Origin of the sequence: Caulobacter segnis, assembly GCF_019931575.1 — a bacterium.
In the GTDB taxonomy this organism is placed as follows: Bacteria; Pseudomonadota; Alphaproteobacteria; order Caulobacterales; family Caulobacteraceae; genus Caulobacter; species Caulobacter segnis_C.
In genome coordinates this window covers 2,156,533-2,172,630 of the sequence record NZ_CP082923.1, presented here as the reverse complement: position 1 = coordinate 2,172,630, position 16,098 = coordinate 2,156,533, and the positions used below count along the sequence as shown (strand labels likewise).

Annotated in this window: 10 protein-coding genes; 3 read left to right on the top strand and 7 right to left on the bottom strand. The window is 67.5% G+C overall.

Annotated elements, in window-relative coordinates:
• Positions 1 to 23 precede the first annotated feature (23 nt).
• Entirely contained in the window at positions 24 to 1,298 is a 1,275-nt protein-coding gene (locus tag K8940_RS10100) for an aminotransferase class III-fold pyridoxal phosphate-dependent enzyme (protein ID WP_223395225.1), read from the top strand.
• 9 nt (positions 1,299 to 1,307) lie between these two features.
• Here K8940_RS10100 and K8940_RS10095 read toward each other — a convergent pair whose 3' ends face one another.
• From K8940_RS10095 to K8940_RS10075, 5 genes are all read right to left on the bottom strand, one after another.
• Positions 1,308 to 2,603: an MFS transporter gene (locus K8940_RS10095; protein WP_223395224.1), complete on the bottom strand. Its 1,296-nt coding sequence runs from the start codon at positions 2,601 to 2,603 to the stop codon at positions 1,308 to 1,310.
• Positions 2,596 to 3,645, bottom strand: coding sequence for a LacI family DNA-binding transcriptional regulator (locus K8940_RS10090; protein WP_411675591.1), 1,050 nt, complete (start codon positions 3,643 to 3,645; stop codon positions 2,596 to 2,598). Before K8940_RS10090 ends, K8940_RS10095 begins: the two co-directional genes overlap by 8 nt.
• 263 nt (positions 3,646 to 3,908) lie before the next feature.
• Positions 3,909 to 6,899: a TonB-dependent receptor plug domain-containing protein gene (locus K8940_RS10085; protein WP_223395220.1), complete on the bottom strand. Its 2,991-nt coding sequence runs from the start codon at positions 6,897 to 6,899 to the stop codon at positions 3,909 to 3,911.
• Between the two features lie 126 nt (positions 6,900 to 7,025).
• On the bottom strand, positions 7,026 to 10,064 hold the full coding sequence (locus tag K8940_RS10080) for a glycosyl hydrolase family 28-related protein (RefSeq protein ID WP_223395218.1): 3,039 nt from the start codon (positions 10,062 to 10,064) through the stop codon (positions 7,026 to 7,028).
• Between the two features lie 77 nt (positions 10,065 to 10,141).
• Positions 10,142 to 13,102 carry a glycosyl hydrolase family 28-related protein gene (locus tag K8940_RS10075; RefSeq protein WP_411675590.1) on the bottom strand — a complete coding sequence of 987 codons (2,961 nt, stop codon included), beginning with the start codon at positions 13,100 to 13,102 and terminating at the stop codon, positions 10,142 to 10,144.
• A gap of 278 nt (positions 13,103 to 13,380) precedes the next feature.
• Between K8940_RS10075 and K8940_RS10070 the strand changes: the two genes are divergently transcribed.
• Complete coding sequence (locus tag K8940_RS10070) at positions 13,381 to 13,908, top strand: gluconokinase (protein ID WP_411675600.1); 528 nt, start codon at positions 13,381 to 13,383, stop codon at positions 13,906 to 13,908.
• On the opposite strand, the gene K8940_RS10065 is transcribed toward K8940_RS10070, so the two are convergent.
• Positions 13,879 to 14,556, bottom strand: coding sequence for a FadR/GntR family transcriptional regulator (locus tag K8940_RS10065; RefSeq protein WP_223395212.1), 678 nt, complete (start codon positions 14,554 to 14,556; stop codon positions 13,879 to 13,881). The two genes, K8940_RS10070 and K8940_RS10065, sit on opposite strands and share 30 nt — an antisense overlap.
• 322 nt (positions 14,557 to 14,878) lie before the next feature.
• On the opposite strand from K8940_RS10065, the gene K8940_RS10060 reads away from it, so the two are divergent.
• Complete coding sequence (locus K8940_RS10060; RefSeq protein WP_223395211.1) at positions 14,879 to 15,139, top strand: helix-turn-helix domain-containing protein; 261 nt, start codon at positions 14,879 to 14,881, stop codon at positions 15,137 to 15,139.
• 42 nt (positions 15,140 to 15,181) lie between these two features.
• Here K8940_RS10060 and K8940_RS10055 read toward each other — a convergent pair whose 3' ends face one another.
• The gene (locus tag K8940_RS10055) at positions 15,182 to 16,090 is read right to left on the bottom strand and encodes an amidohydrolase family protein (RefSeq protein WP_223395210.1); all 909 of its coding nucleotides are present in this window, start codon (positions 16,088 to 16,090) and stop codon (positions 15,182 to 15,184) included.
• Positions 16,091 to 16,098: the final 8 nt, after the last annotated feature.

Below are 16,098 nucleotides of genomic sequence, written 5' to 3'. Positions count from 1 at the left end.
CTATCTTATTGCCGGAGCGCCTCATGACCTGGACCAACAGCAAGGACACCGCGCTGCGCGAGCGCGCCATGGCCGTGATCCCCAATGGCATGTACGGCCACCAGTCGGTCATGCTGCTGCCCGACGACTATCCGCAGTTCTTCGACCGGGCGGAAGGCGCTTATCTGTGGGACGTCGACGGCAATCGCTATGTCGACTTCATGTGCGGCTATGGCCCCAACCTGTTCGGCTACGGGCACGCCGCGATCGACGCGGCCTATGTCGATCAGATGAAGCGCGGCGACACCATGACGGGCCCTGGCCAGGCCATGGTCGAACTGGCCGAGGCCCTGACCGCCCAGGTCAGCCACGCCGACTGGGCGATGTTCTGCAAGAACGGCACCGACGCCACGACCATGGCGATGATGATCGCCCGCAACTTCACCCAGAAGAAGACCATCGTCCTGGCCAAGGGCGCCTATCACGGCGCCCAGCCCTGGTGCACGCCGCTGAAGAACGGCACGACGCCCGCCGATCGCGCCAACCAGGTGTTCTACGAGTACAACGACGTCGAGAGCCTCGAGGCCGCTGTGCGCGAGGCCGGCTCTGATCTGGCGGCGATCTTCGCCTCGCCGATCAAGCACGACACCTTCGTCGACCAGGAACTGCCCGATCCGGAATACGCCCGCCGCGCTCGCGAGCTGTGCGACGAGCATGGCGCCCTGCTGATCGTCGACGACGTCCGCGCCGGCTTCCGCCTGGCGCGTGACTGCAGCTGGTCGCTGGTGAACGTGAAGCCGGACCTGTCGACCTGGGGCAAGGCGATCGCCAACGGCCATCCGATCTCGGCCCTACTGGGCGCCGACATCGCCCGCTTCGCCGCCGCCACCATCTACGCCACCGGCTCGTTCTGGTTCTCGGCCGCGCCGATGGCCGCCTCGCTGGCGACGCTGAAGCTGATCCGCGAGACCGACTATCTGGAGCGCACCATCGCGCTGGGGGAACGCCTGCGCGCCGGCCTCGACGACGTCGCCGGCCGCCACGGCTTTGGCCTGCGCCAGACCGGCCCGGCCCAACTGCCGCTGATCATGGTCGACGACGACCCCACCGGGGCCAAGGGCTACTTCTGGAACAACGCCCTGCTCAAGCGCGGCGTCTATTTCCACCCCTGGCACAACATGTTCATGACCACGGCCATGACCGACGCCGACATCGACCATGCGGTCGAGGCCGCCGACGACAGCTTCAAGCTCCTGAAGGCCGCCGGTCCCCTGGAGCCGGTGGCCAAGCTGGAGTTCCTGCACTCGGTGGCTGGCTGACGCCCCGCGTCAGCCCACCGCCGCCCGCGCTTTGTCCAGTCGGCCCATGGCGTAGAAGATCAGCAGACTGGTCACCACCAACACGGCGGCCAGGGCTAGCATCGGCGCCAGGTTGCTGCCCGTGGCGTCGCGGACCAGCGGCACCAGGTTCTGGGCGATGAAGCCGCCCAGATTGCCGATGGCGTTGATCGCCGCGATGCCGGCCGCCGCCCGAGGCCCGCTGAGGAAGCTGGGCGGCAGGCTCCAGAACACCGGTTGGGCGGCGAAGATGGCCGGCGCGGCGATGCACAGCATGGCGAACTTCAGCGCCGCGCCGGGCACCACCACGCTGAGCACCAAGGCCAGCGCGCCCAGCAGGCACGGTCCGGCGATGTGCCAGGCGCTGGCGCCGTGGCGGGCGGCATGGCGCGGCACGAACCACAGCGCCACCGCGACCATGATCCAGGGAATGATGTTGATCAGTCCGTTGACGGTGTTGGACACGCCGAACGACTTGACGATCGTCGGCAGCCAGTAGCTGAGGCCGTAGGCGCCCAGCGGCATGCCGATATAGAGCCCCGCCAGCAGCAGCACGCGAGGGTCGAAGATCGCCTTCCACGCGCCGCGATGATCGTCGACCGCGCCGCCGCGCTCCTTGGTGAGGACGTCGGCCAGCCAGGCCTTCTCGGCATCCGGCAGCCACCGGGCCCGGGCAGGACCGTTGGGCAGCCGCCACAGAACGTACGGGGCCAGCAGCACGGCCGGCGCGCCGGTGACCAGGAACACCCACTGCCAGCCGGCGAGGTTCATCAGACCATCCAGATCCAGCAGCAGTCCGCCCACGGCCGCGCCGACCGCGTTGGCGACGGCGCTGGCGATCATGAACAGGCCCACCATCCGCGCGCGGTGCGCCTGCGGATACCAGAGGGTCAGGACGTACAGCACGCCCGGGAAGAACCCCGCCTCGGTGACGCCCAGCAGGAAACGCAGGATGTAGAACATCGTCGGGTTCTGGGTGAAGCCCAGCGCCAGCGTGACCAGTCCCCAGGTGAACATGATCCGCGCGAACCAGACGCGCGCGCCCACCCGGGCCAGGATCAGGTTCGACGGTGCCTCGAACAGGAAGTAGCCGATAAAGAACAGCGACGCGCCCAGGCCGTAGGCCGCCTCGCTGAGACCCAGCGCCTGGACCATCTCCAGCTTGGCGTACGAGACGTTCTGCCGGTCGATATAGGCGATCAGGTACATCAGGCAGAACAGCGGCATCAGCCGCCGCGTCACCCGCCCGACCGTGGCGCGTTCCATGTCGAGGGATGGATCAGGCATGCGATGACCTCTTGTCGACTTTCGCGCTCGTAGTCGGCGTGACGTGTTGGGGCGGCGCGGTGGACTGCCGCTCGATCAGGGCGTGGTCGAGAACGTAGTCCGCGAAGGTGTCGGCGGACGGCTCGGCCGAGCGCAGCGCGCGCAGCAGCCGGTCCAGCGCCACGGCCGCCATCTGGCGGACCGGCTGGCGGATGGTGGTCAGCGGCGGCCACAGCGTGGTGGCCACGGTGGTGTCGTCAAAGCCGACCACGGTGAGGTCGCCCGGCACGTCCAGGTGCCGACGGTGCGCCACCGACACGGCCGCGGCGGCCATGTCGTCGTTGCTGGCGAAGATCGCGGTGGGCGGCGGGTCGGCGTCGAGCAGCTGTTCGGCCGCGCTCAGACCCGAGGCATAGGTGAAGGCCCCCTGGGCCACGACCAGCTCGCCCCCCTCGACCTGCGCGATCGCCGCGCGAACGCCTTCGAGGCGCACGGCGCTAGCGGTCTGGTCGGGATTGCCGGTGATGAAGCCGATCCGCCTATGACCCAGATCCAGAAGATGCCGGGCCATGGCCTGGCTGGCCTGACGGTCGTCGATGCGGACGTTGATGGCGTCGCTCGGCGGATCTCCGGCGGCGACCACCGCGACGGGCAGGTTGGCGGCGCGCAGGATGTCCCTGGCCGCGGCGGACTCGCCCAAGGGCGGCGCCAGGACCACGCCATGGACGCCAGTCCCCAACAGTTCCTGCAGCTGCCGCGTCGACGGCGCGTGTCCGTCCTCGCCCCGCACCAGGATCAGCCGCGCGCCGGCGCTGGTCGCCTCCTCGAACACGCCGATCAGGAAGTCGCTCATGAAGGCGGCGCTGGGATTGGAATAGACCACCCCGATCCGCAGTTCACCGGCCATGACCAGGTTGCGGGCCGTCTGATTGGGCTCGAAGTTCAGCGCGCGGATCGCGGCCAGGACCGCCGCCCGCGTCTCCTCCCGGACCTTGTCGCCGTCGTTGATCACGCGCGACACCGTCATGCGCGAGACGCCGGCCAGTTGCGCGACGTCGGCCATGGTGGCGCCTCGGGCGCGGTCCCGCCTACTCAATGGGCGCCCCTCTCGCGTCCGCCAACGTCATTCAAGCCGAGTCTCCCGGAAGGCCGTTCGGACGACAAGCGCCGAAGCGGCGCGGAAGCTGTAGCACAGGCCCGACGGACGGGCCCGCGATCGAAGAAAGACGCCCGGGCCACGAACCAGCGCTTGGCCGATCCGGACCCGGGCGAGGCCGCCCAGGGGGAGGTGGAGACGGGCGGCCCGGGACTTGAGAGCCTCAGGCGCTAGAAGCTGTAGCGCAGGCCGACGTGGTAGAACCGACCAAGCAGGTCGTAGAGCGCCGGGTTGGCGTCCAGGCCCGTATTGGTCTGCGGCGACGGGGTCGGATCGCGGTTCAGCAGGTTGTCGATCTTGCCGTAGATCTGCAGGCCGTCGCCGAACTTGTACGACGCGCTGACGTCGACATAGGTCGCGCCGCTCATGTGGTTGTAGTCGATGGTCGGCCGGCTGCCGGTCGAGACAGGGCAACTGCCGGGTTTGCACTCGACATACTCGGTGGTGGTGCCGCCGAACCGGCCATCGCTGAACCAGCGCTCCTGAACGCTGAAGGCGAAGCGGTCGGTGTCCCAGGACTGGATGGCCAGGACCTTCCAATCCGGCGTGGCGCCGGAGTTCTGGCCAGCCGAATCGACGGCGACCGCGCCAGGGATGCCAGGATTGGTGACGAACTTGTGGACGTTGGTGGCCATGCCACGGACCGTGAAGCGGCCCGGGACGCTGGGCAGTTCAAACCGGTAGCTGCTCTCGATGTCGAAGCCACTGGTCTTGATCGACGCCAGGTTGAACGTCTGGGAATTGACGAAGGCCGACGGCGGATTGAGGTTGAAGGCGCCGCAGAACTGGGTGAGGCCCGCATAGCAGAAGTTGACGATCTGCTGAGCGCCCAGGCTGGAGATGCCGCCGTTGAGGACGATATTGTACCAGTCGACCGAAATGCTGAAACCCGGCAGCCATTGCGGGTTCGAGAGCACGGCGCCGATTGTCACGTTCTTGGCGATTTCCGGCTTCAGATTCGGGTTCCCCACCACATTCTGCAGAACCGTCAGCGAGCCGCTGCCGGGTTGGCCTGGCGGGGGCGTGGGGGTCGAGGGAACGGTGAAGTTCGGGAGCGTCGTCGTCACCGGGGCGGCGAAGAGTTCCGACAGGTTCGGCGCGCGGACGTCACGCGAGGTGACGGCCCGCAGGCGGACGCCATCGATCGGCGTGTCCCAGGTCGCGCCGACCTTCCAGGTATAGACAGTGCCGGATGTGCTGTAGTCGGTCCAGCGACCGGCCATGTTGAGGTTGGCCCTACCCGCCGCGTCGGAATTGATGAGCGGCAGGTTCACTTCGGCATAGGCTTCCTTCACCGAGTACTTGCCGGCGCCGGAGTGGTAGTTGCCCGCGAACCAGTTGGCGCCCGCCGCATTCAGGATCGGATCGGCGGGGTAGTCGGACGTGTTCGGCGAGTCCGTATTGCCATCGCCGTAGGGATCGCCTTGGACGTGGTACTGCTCCTTGCGCCACTCGCCGCCGAACGCCAGGGAGACCGGACCAGCCCACAGCGAGAGGGGCTCGCCGCTGAAGTTGATGCTGGCGACGTCCTGCTTCTGCACCGAGTGCTGGTAAGGACCGTTCTTGGGCGTGATGTAGGCCAGGGCCGCTTCGCTGGGCGCCTTGCCACCGAAGATGTTGATCGGCACGCAGCCGTTGGCGCGAGCGATCGGGTCCGCGCAGACGATCTGCCCGTTCACCGTCGTCGCCTGGACCGCCGCCCGATAGCGCGGCGTGAGCAGGATGTCGCGAACGTGGATGTTCGTCGTGTTCTGGCCATGGGTGTAGTAGGCGTCGTAACGCCATTCCTTGCCCAAGGCGTTGAACTTGCCGTCGGCGCCGATCACGCCGCGATACTGGGTGCGCGTCGGATGCACCGAGATGTTGCGCGGCAGCAGCGCGTTGCTGGTGCCGTAGGTGAAGGTCGTGATGCCGTTGGCGGCGCAGGCCGCGACGATGGAGGCCGGCAGATACGGGTTCGAGCACGACATCGTCAGGCCCGTCGTGGCGGCGCCCGGATTCGGCTGGTTGCTGCTCTCCACGCGGGCGGCGTTGAAGGTGGCGTAGATCTCGTTGTTGGCGTCGAGATCGAAGCCCACGCGCGTGTAGGTGTTCATGCGCTTGATGCGCGACTGCAGCGAGGTGCCGACGCCGACGTTGCCCGACAGGTCGCCGCCGACGCAGAAGCCGCCGTTCGTGTAGCAGCCGACGACCTGGCCGACGGTCGGACCGGTCGAGGCCTTGGTCGGCACGCCGTTCGAGCCATACTGGAACTGGAACGGGTTGCCGGCCTGGTCGAAGGCCGTGCCTTGCAGCGGGCCCGAGCTGATCAGGCCGTACTTGGTGTACTGGTAGGCTTGAGCGTGCTCGCGATAGAGATATTGCGGCGAACCGTCGTTGGTGATCCCGCGATTGACCAGGGTGGCCGTGGTGTACCAGTCACGGCTGCCCGGCGCGTCCTCACCGAAGCCGCCCGCTGGGACGCCCTCTTCCCAGTCGTATTCACCGCTGACCTGCACGTGCAGGCGGTCGTCCATGAAGTTCTTGCCCGCCGCGACTTGAGCCAGCCACTGGTGGTTGTCGCCGTAGGTCGTGACGCCCGTCATGACGTTGGCCTTGAGGCCCACGAACTTCTTGTTGGTGATGAAGTTGACGACGCCGCCGACCGCGTCGGAGCCGTACGAGGCCGAGGCGCCGCCGGTCACCACGTCGACCCGTTCGACCAGAAGCTGGGGGAACAGGCTGATATCGGGAACGCCCGTGACGTTGGCGGGCACGACGCGCTGGCCGTCCAGCAGGGTCAGGGTGCGGATGGTGCCCAGGCCCCGCAGCGAGAAGGAGCTGAGGCCCTGCTGGCCGCTCGAGGTGCTGAAGGTGCCGGTGGTGGCGCCGCTCGACCCCTGCAGCGACGGCAGCTGGGTGATGGCGGTGAAGATGTTCGGCTGGGCCGCGCGCTCCAGCTCGGCAGTGCCCAGGACCTGGGTCGGCGTCGGCGCGGTGAAGCCTTCGGACCGGATCCGCGTGCCGGTGACCACGATCTCGGTCACGACGCTATCGTCCGGCGCACTCTGCGCCGCCTGCGCATGGGCCGATCCGGCGGCCAAGATCATCGCGACCGCGCTGGTCGCCAGCAAGGCGTTCGAAAAGGACGCCGCCCCTCGCGTGCTACCGACAGCACTCATCCTACAACCCTCCCAATTTTCTTTGAGACCATCTTCGATGGCTTGGGAGGAACTTGTCAGACGTTGGGACCGCTAACTATACGACCATGGTCGTAGGCCCATGCGACCTTATTTCCCATTGCGGGACTACTTGGTCCGCACGGCGTAAAGTGCGTGGTGCGTCAGGACGAACAAGGTCCGCTTGTCTGGGCCACCGAACACCAACTGCAAGGGCCGCTCGGGTACGTCCAGACGCCCCAGTTCTCGCCCATCCGGCGCGTAAACGAACACCTGTCCGTTGGCGACGTAGATGCGCCCTTCGCCGTCAGAGGCGACGCTCTCGCCGCCTCGGTCCGCGAACGGCTTCAGGTCCGTGAGCGCCCCGTGCTGTCCGACGAGGCCGCTATAGGTCTTGTTCTCTGAGCTGTTGGCGACGAACACGCGCTGGCCAGGCTTGGCCGTGGTGAAGCCGTAGGTGTCGAGCGAGTCCGAGAAGCGCAGACCCCGGTGATCGGGCGGTCCCTGCTGGAAGACCCGATAGGCCGGCAGGACCAGGCTGCCGTCGGGCGAGACGTATTCCTTCGGCTTGGCCAGGGCCATGTCGCGCGCGAACATCTCGGCCAGGGTCGTGAACTGATAGGTGTCGAGGTCGAGCTGGTCCTTGAACTCACCGTTGTTCCACCAGTTGACCGGCAGCACCGTCGCCGCGCCGGGATGGTCGGCGGTCGGCGTCGCCGCGATCACCTGGACCTCGGTGTCGGGACTGCCCGGCTTGAAGCTGTAGACCGAACCGTCGCGGCCGTCCGACGACAGCACCAGCAGGTTCCCGGAGGCGTCGACAGCCAGATTGATGGGGTCCAGCGTGTTGTCGCGCACGATTGACAGCTTGCGCGCCTCCGACCAGCTGTAGATGCGCTGGTGGCGGCGGTCGGCGAAATAGAGCGTGCCGGCCGCGTCCACGGCTCCGCCGCCCAGCGAATAGAAGTCGCCAGCCAGCTTCTCCACCCTGGCCCCGGCGGGGAAGACCGAGGGCGTGACCGGCGGCGGCGCGGCGGGCAGGTCCAGCACCGCGAACTGACGCTCGCGCACCTCCAGGCCGCTGGTCACGTCCTGAATCGCGTTCTCGTACGGATACTTGGTCAGGCGCAGGAAGGTCGCGCAGCCGTTCTCGTCGCAGGTCGAGAAGCCGCTCTCGCCGTTGACCGCCACGTTGCGGAAGCGGATGTCATGCGAGTTGTAGACCTTGACTGCGGCCGGCGCCGGACGGCGCGTCCGGGTGACGCGATAGCCGTGATAGTTGGCCACCAGGATGTCGTGCGAGTCGCGGATCTCCAGCGAAACCGTCTCCTCACCCTCGCCCGCCTCCTCCTCGGTCTGTGGGGCCAGGAACTCCCAGTTGGCGACGCGGTTGAGGCTGATTTCCGAGCGCAGGTGATGCTCGACCGAGGCCTGGTAGACGTGGCCGGGCGTCTTGGTGTCGGAGACGTAGATGCCCGAATAGGCGTAGGTGCTGGGGCTCCAGAGGTTCGAGAACGTACCGCCCCCGCCGTTGGTCACCCACAGGCTGGGATATTGCCCGCCCCAGCGCTTGGCCGGATCGGCGTCGGCCGACGCGTTGGCGTTGTAGGGGCTGAAGCGCGTCCCATCATACAGGTTGGTGCCGTGACCGCCCTGGAACTTGACGTCGCTGACCAGCGAGTTCGCGCCCGCCGTCCAGAGCAGGGCAGTGGCGCGGGGATTCTGACCATCGGTATAGAGGCCAAGACCCGAGACGATGGCGTCGCCGCCGTCCGCCGACCGCACCAGCGCCTTGGGCGCGCCAACGCCCTGGTAGGCGGGGGTGCGATCAGGCAGCACGATCTGGGTGAGACTGGGGTGCAGGCCGATCAGCACGCTGTCGGGCCGCAGCTTCAAGGTGTCGGTGACCCGGTAGAAGCCAGTCGGGAAGTAGACCACGCGATGGGTGTCGATCGCCTTCTGGATGGCGGCGGTGTCGTCGGTGACGTTATCGCCCTTGGCCCCGAGCGCGCGCACGTTCGTCCACTCGGACGTCGGCGGCAGGGCCCGGATCGCCGGATCGCGCGCCTTCGGTAGAGCCGCGAGAGCCTCGGCCTTCACGGTCGTCTTGTACTCGCCCATCTGGCCCAGTCCTGGCAGGGTCAGGCCGTGGTTGAAGGCGGCGACCTGGTAGGTCCTGCCTTGACCGGGCGTGGTCTTGCCGCTGTCGCGGAAGCGGGCGAACACCGGGGTGTTGGCGGCGAGCGCGTTCTCGAAACCGATCTGGGTGTAGACGTTACGCTCGTTGGAGATGACCACGCCGGCCTTCGAGACGTTCTCGAAGCGGACGTCCTTGCCCCACAGCCAGTCGCCGTAGCCTCGGTCGATGTCGATTCCGATCGGCGTGTCGCGCAGCGTGACATTGACCAGGGTCAGACCCGCCTCATGCTCGCGGATCGCCGCGTCGCGCTGGCCCTCGAAAGTCGAATCCAGCAGCACGAAGCCCCAGGCCGGCGACGGCTTCTCGGTCAGGATGCCGTAGCGCCCGCCCTTGAAGTGCAGGTCCTCGGCCTCGTTGCCGATCTGGTAGAGGCCCGCCAGGCCCGAACCGATGTCGAACGTCATGTGACTGAGGAACGCATGCTGGGCGGCATGGAAACGGATCGCCGTCGCCGCCGGATTGCCGCGACCGATCCTGAAGTCGATGTTGCTCATCGCGGTGTAGAAGGTGCCGGAATTGGCGTCCGGGATGTCCTTGTTGAACGGCACGCTGCCTGGCGGCGGGAACGCCACGCGGCGGGCCGGATCTGGCTTGGCCCCGGCGACGATCACCATGTTGGCCAGGCCCTTCTGGAAACCCGGCGTGGCGTCGCCCAGCACGATCTCGGGGCGCGTGGCCCCGACGCCGAACACCCGCACGCCCGGCCACAGGAAGAGGGTCTTGCTGATCCGGTAACGACCGGAAGGCAGGAAGACGAGACCGCCGCCAGGCTTGGCGGCCGCGGCGTCGATCGCGGCCTGGAGCGCGGCGCTGTCGTCGGCGCGGCCGTCGCCCTTGGCCTTCACCACAACCGCGGCGGGATCGTCGGGCGCGGTGGCGAAGACCGAGACCGAAGCCCAGACAGGCCCACTCGCCGCCAGGGCCAACGCGATCGACGCCGCGCTCACAGCGCCAAGCCAGGTCTTCATGCCGAACTCCCCTACCCGCGACGGGATCTCGATCCCCGTCGCGCACAAACGCAAGTCTCAGTCCCGTCGCCCTCGCCTCAGGGCGTCACCGCGTAGAGCGAATGATGGGTCAGGACGAACAGGGTCTTGCCGCCCTCGCCGCCGAAGATCAGTTGCAGCGGCCGCTCCGGCACGTCGATGCGACCGACCTGACGCCCGTCGGGCGCGTACCGGAAGATCTGGCCGTTGGCGACGAACACATTGCCCTGGCCATCGACCGCGACGCTTTCCCCGCCCCGATTGGCGAAGACCTTCAGGTCGGTGAGCGTCCCGCCGGAGCCGACCCGGCCGCTGTAGGTCTTGTTCTCCGAGCCGTTGGTGACAAACACCCGCTCGCCGACCGCGCCGCCGATCAGGCCGTGGGCCTGCAGGCTGTCGGCCCAGCGCCAGCCGACGTGGTCCGGCGGCCCCTGCTGCCATACCCGGAAGGCGGGAAGCGACACGCTGCCGTCGGGTGACACATATTCCTGGGCCTTGGGCGCGCCGACGTCGCGGGCGAACATCTCGGCCAGGGTGGTGAACTCGCCCTTCGCCGGGTCGTACTGATCCTTGAACTCGCCGTTGTTCCACCAGTTGACCGGCAGCAATGTCTTGGTCCCGGCGCGCGGCGCGGCGGCCGTCGGCGCGATCATGGTCAGCGCGTCCTTCGGACCGTTCGGGTCGATCGAGTAGACGCTGGCCTGTGGTCCGTAGGACGAGACCACCAGCAGATTGCCCGAACGGTCGACCGCCAGGTTGGTCGGGTCCAGAGAGCTGTCGCGGACGATCTCCAGGCCCTTGGCCTGGGTCCAGCGATAAATTCGCTGGAAGCGTTTCTCGACGAAGTACAGCGCGCCGTCCGCGCCCGTCGTCGCTCCGGAGATCGACCAGAAGCCTGTCTCCAGCTTCTTCACCCTGGGATCGACCGGAGCCGGCGCCGGCTGGTCGCCCTTGACGTCCAGCACCGCGAACTCGCGCTCGCGCACCTCCAGCTTGGAGGTCTTGTCCTGGATGGCGTTCTCGAAGGGATACTTGCTGGCCCGCAGATAGGTGCCGCAGCCGATCTTGTCGCACAGGGCGACGCCGCTCTCGGCGTTGATGTGGACGTTGCGGAAGCGGATGTCGGACGAGTTGAGCAGCTTCACCGCCGTCTCGGCCGGATGATACGACCGCGTGACCCGATAGCCGTGATAGTTGGCGAACAGGATGTTCTTCGAGTTGCGCACCTCCAGCGACACCGCGTCGGGGCCGTCGCCGACCTCCTGCTCGGTCTGCGGGGCCAGGAACTCCCAGTTCTCGACATTGTCGAGCACGAACTCGTTGCGCACGTGGTGCTCGACCGAGACCTCGTAGATGTGACCTGGCGTCTTGGTGTCGCTGATGTAGAAACCCGCCGAGGCGAAGGTGTTGGGGCTCCAGACGTTCTCGAACGTCCCGCCGCCGCCATCGGTGACCCAGATGCTGGGGTACTGCGCGTCCCAGCGGCCATCAGCCACCGGATCGCCGCTGCGGGCCTGGGCCGCGCCCAGGGGCTTGCCGTCCGAGGTCGGCGTGCCGCCGCCGCCCATGATCTTGACGTCGGTGACCAGAGACTTTTCGCCCGACCGCCACAGCAGGGCTGAGGCGCGCGGGTTCACGCGCCCGGTGAAGAGGCCGATCCCGGACAGGATGTTGTCGCCGCCGCGCGGAGTCTCCAGGATCGGCTTCACCGTCCCGACCCCGACGTGGCCGGGATTGTTGTCGGGAATGACCAGTTGCGCCTGCGCCGGATGCAGGCCGATCAGCACCGTGTCGGGACGCAGTTTCAGCGTGTCGGAGACCATGTAGAAGCCGGTCGGCAGATACAGCACCCGATGGGTGTCGATCGCCTTCTGCAGCGCGGCGGTGTCGTCGGCCGTCCCATCGCCCTTGGCCCCCAGCGTCTTGACATTGGTCCACTCGCTCATCGGCGGCAGGGACCTTAGCGCTGGCGTCGTGGCCGTCGGCAGGGCCTTCAGCGGCGTGATGTCGGAAAGGGTCTTATATTCCCCCATCTGGCCCAGACCCGGCAGCGTCAGGCCGTAGGTGAACGAAGCCACGCGATAGGCCTTGCCCTTACCCGGCACGGTCTTGCCGCTGTCGCGGAAGCGGGCGAACACCGGCGTGTTGGACGCCACGGCGTTGTCGAAGCCGACCTGGGTGAAGACGCTGTCCTCGGCCGAGATGACGACGCCCGCCTTGGAGACGTTCTCGAAGCGGACGTTCTTGCCCCACAGGCTGTCGCTGTAGCCCCGGTCGATCTCGATCCCGACCGGCGTGTTCTTGATCGCCACATTGACCAGGGTCAGGTCGACCTCATGCTCGCGGATCGCCGCGTCGCGCTGGCCGTCGAAGGTGGAGTCGATCAGGGTGAACTGCCAGGCGGGCGACGTCTTCTCGGTGACGATGCCGTAGCGGCCGCCGTGGAAGTGGACGTCCTCCATGACATTGCCGGCCTGGTAGACGCCGGCGAAGCCAGACCCCAGGCGGAAATCCATATGCCTAAGGAAGGCGTGCTGGGCCATCCGGAACCGGACTCCCGCCGCCGCCGGATTGCCGTCGCCGATCTCGATGTCGACATTGCTCATCGACGAATAGAAGGTGCCGGAATTGGCGTCGCGGACCTTGGCCGTGGCGGGTCGCACGGTCGGGACCGGCACGGGAATGTCGCCGACCTGATACTGGTCGCCGCCCGTGAACACGATCATCGTACCCACGCCCTCCTGGAAGCCGGGCGTGTTGGCGCCCAGCACGAAGACCGGCCGGGTCTTGCCAACGCCGAAGACGCGCACGCCCGGCGGCACCAGGATGCTGCGGCTGATGCGGTAGCGGCCCGACGGCAGGAAGACCAGGCCGTGACCGGTCTTGTCCCGCGCGGCGTCGATGGCCCTCTGGACCGCGTCGGTGTCGTCGGCGCGGCCGTCGCCCACCGCCTTCACCGTGATCGCGCGAGGATCGTCGGGTGTCATCGGCAGGGCCGAAACGGAGGGGACCGCCGCCATGGCGGGACTCGAAGCCGCCCACATCCCCGACAAGACCGCCGACAACAGGATCGCTCGCATGCCGCTCCCCAAATCTACTTTGGCGGCAGACTAGAGGGCGAGGCGCCCGTCACCATCCTCGACCATGGTCGTAGTTACAGCTCCGCCGACGCGCCGGTAGAAACCCAACCCAACCCTGGCGCGTCGCTTCGATGCGCCTGCCCGTCCGCCAGCTTCGGGGGCGCCGCTTGCCGCCATCATCCAGCCTCGCAAGACCCGCCGGCCTCGCCGTGATCGCCATGGGCGTGAGCGGAAGCGGAAAGTCGACGCTGGGCGCGCTGCTGGCCCAAAGGCTGGACTGCCCGTTCCTGGAGGGCGACGACTTCCACGACGCTCGCGCGATCGCCAAGATGCGCGCCGGACAACCGTTGGACGACGAAGACCGCTGGCCGTGGCTGGATCGGCTCGGCGCGGCCATCGGCGACACCCTCGCCTCGGGCGGCGCGGTCGTGGCGGCCTGTTCGGCGCTGCGACGCCGCTACCGCGAACGCCTGCGCGAGGCCATCCCGGTCCCCACGCGCTTCGTGCTGCTGGACGCCAGCCACGACGAGCTCCTCCGGCGGCTCAGCCAGCGCTCGGGCCACTATATGCCCGCCAGCCTGCTGGACAGCCAACTGGCCACCCTGGAGCGTCCGGGCGCCGATGAGACGGTCTTCACGCTCGACGCCGCCGAGCCGCCAGAACGCCTGTGCGACATCGCCCACGCCTGGCTCCAGACGCCCAGAACCGCCGCAGACCTAGGGCATCAGCCGCTTTCGTCCGCATGACAGGTGCCAGCGCATGGCCAGCGCTGCGCCGTCGCCGTCCTGCGCCCGGATCGCTTCCACGATCATCTCGTGCTCGCGCATCATCGCCTCGATCGCTTCCGGCGGACGAGACCGCGAAATGTCGACCCCCGCGCGCATGATCTTGTCGACATCCGCCTCCAGCGCCTCGAACGCGACGAGGAAGGCGGGGTTGGCCGTGGCCAGCACGATCTGGCGATGCAGCTCCATGTCCTCGGCGTGGGCGGGCGCGCTGGACAGCAGCGCCGCGCGCAATCGCGAAAGCGCCTCCTCGATGCTGGTCATCTCCTCGGTCGACCGTCGCATCGCGGCCAGGCGCGCGGCCTCGGCCTCCAGCACGAACCGCACTTCGTAGCTGCCCATGGTCGACGGCAGCTCGGACAACGGCATGTAGGCGCCCAGCTTGTCGGACGGACGGTTCTTCACGTACGAACCGGCCCCGCGCCGGGCCTCGGTGATGCTGTCGGCGGCCAGGCGAACCAGCGCCTCGCGCACCACGGTGCGCGACATGCCGAAGATCTCCGCCAGGCGCGACTCGGACGGCAAACGATCGCCGACTTCCAGCCCGTCTTTGTTGATCATCTCGACGATGCCCGTATAGGCCCGGTCCGCCAGTCGGCCTTCGCTCATCGATCGATCTCCCGTTCGGCTGACGCCACCTTCGGGCCATTCGCGGCTGACTGAAAGCACCCGCGCCCCGGCCGACGGCCAGGCGGCCGCGACGACCTGATCCAAGACGCCCCAACACGCCAAACCTGTATGACAGATTTGGCGATTGCAACGCTATCGTTACAATGTTCGCGCTCACATTTCTAAAATATCTTGAATCTGTCCGACAGATAGCGCTACCATCCTTGCACGCGACCCGGATCGCCCGACTCAAGATCGGCGACAAACAGACGGGCGCCGCTCCGCCACGACGGATGCGCAGGGATGAGACAGGGGATCAGGCATGACCACGACGGAAGTCCGCGTTACCGACCAGGATCTGCAGGCCGCGCTTGGCGGACTCACGCCAACCCAGATGAAGGTGCTCGAGGGCGTCAATCTGGGTCTGCTCAACAAGCAGATCGCCTTCGATCTCGGCATCGCCGAGGCCACGGTCAAGGCGCACATGACCGCGCTGATGCGCAAACTCAACGTCCATAACCGCACCCAGGCCGCGATCGCCGCCCAATCCCTGGTCCAGGGCCTTCGGTCCGCGGCGCGCTAGCAAGACGCCGCGCCTCGTCGGCGCGGCGTCGCATGAACCGGCCTACAGGCGATAAACGCGCGCGGCGTTGTCGTGCAGGAAGCCGCGCCGCTCCTCCGGGCTCAGGAAGTCAGCCGCCTCGCGGGCCATCCGCGTCTTCTCGACGTAGCTCCAAAGCATGCTCTGCCCGATGTCGGAGCCCCACATCAGCCGCTCGGGGCCGAAGCTGTCGACCATGCGCCGCACGATGCGCGCGGCCCGCACATCCGCGGCCACGCAGCGCTCGAAATTGATCTCGGTGATCTTGAAATAGACGTTCGGGACGTCCTCGAAGATCCGGATCGTGCGGTCTATGCCGAAGTCCGGCGCCGGCGGCATGACCACCGCCTCCCCCGCCTCCTGCGCCAGCTTGACCTCGTATTGGGTCATGCCGAAGGGCATGGCGCCGTGGTCCAGCAGGATCGGCAGGTCGGGGAACTGCTTGGCGATGATCTTTACCAGCGGCAGCAGGTACGGCAGCTGGTTCATGAACATGATCATGGTCATCGGCGTGCCGAGATCGGCGCACGCCTTCCAGACCTCCATCGCGGCCGGCGAGCTCATCCAGGCGGTGTCCAACAGCCAGGGCCGGGCGTTGGCCATGCGGAAGCCCCGGCAGTGATGGTCACGCACCATCTCCCGGTAGAGCGCCGGGGTCGCCGGATCCTGGGTGTCGAGAATCACCACGGGGTGCAGCCGCCCGGGATGCTCGTGCGCGGCGTCGAGGATGTAGCTGTTGTCATAGCCGTAGACATGGCCGCGCTGGACCAGGCAGGCGCGCTCCACCCGGTGTTCGTCCATCATGCCGATCAGGGCGTCGACCGTGACGCTGTAGGCCGGACGGTCGGGAACGGGCAGATCGGGCGTGAACGGCCGGGCCTTGTAGCGCTCCCAATCATCGGCGATCAGGTGGGCGTGGGTGTCGAAAAGCATGTCCATGT

Excerpts from the sequence above, each read along its gene's own strand:
- K8940_RS10100 (WP_223395225.1), top strand. The coding sequence starts at position 24 with ATGACCTGGACCAACAGCAAGGACACCGCGCTGCGCGAGCGCGCCATG.
- K8940_RS10095 (WP_223395224.1), bottom strand. The coding sequence starts at position 2,603 with ATGCCTGATCCATCCCTCGACATGGAACGCGCCACGGTCGGGCGGGTG.
- K8940_RS10090 (WP_411675591.1), bottom strand. The coding sequence starts at position 3,645 with ATGGCCGACGTCGCGCAACTGGCCGGCGTCTCGCGCATGACGGTGTCG.
- K8940_RS10085 (WP_223395220.1), bottom strand. The coding sequence starts at position 6,899 with ATGAGTGCTGTCGGTAGCACGCGAGGGGCGGCGTCCTTTTCGAACGCC.
- K8940_RS10080 (WP_223395218.1), bottom strand. The coding sequence starts at position 10,064 with ATGAAGACCTGGCTTGGCGCTGTGAGCGCGGCGTCGATCGCGTTGGCC.
- K8940_RS10075 (WP_411675590.1), bottom strand. The coding sequence starts at position 13,102 with ATGGCGGCGGTCCCCTCCGTTTCGGCCCTGCCGATGACACCCGACGAT.
- K8940_RS10070 (WP_411675600.1), top strand. The coding sequence starts at position 13,381 with ATGGGCGTGAGCGGAAGCGGAAAGTCGACGCTGGGCGCGCTGCTGGCC.
- K8940_RS10065 (WP_223395212.1), bottom strand. The coding sequence starts at position 14,556 with ATGAGCGAAGGCCGACTGGCGGACCGGGCCTATACGGGCATCGTCGAG.
- K8940_RS10060 (WP_223395211.1), top strand. The coding sequence starts at position 14,879 with ATGACCACGACGGAAGTCCGCGTTACCGACCAGGATCTGCAGGCCGCG.
- K8940_RS10055 (WP_223395210.1), bottom strand. The coding sequence starts at position 16,090 with ATGCTTTTCGACACCCACGCCCACCTGATCGCCGATGATTGGGAGCGC.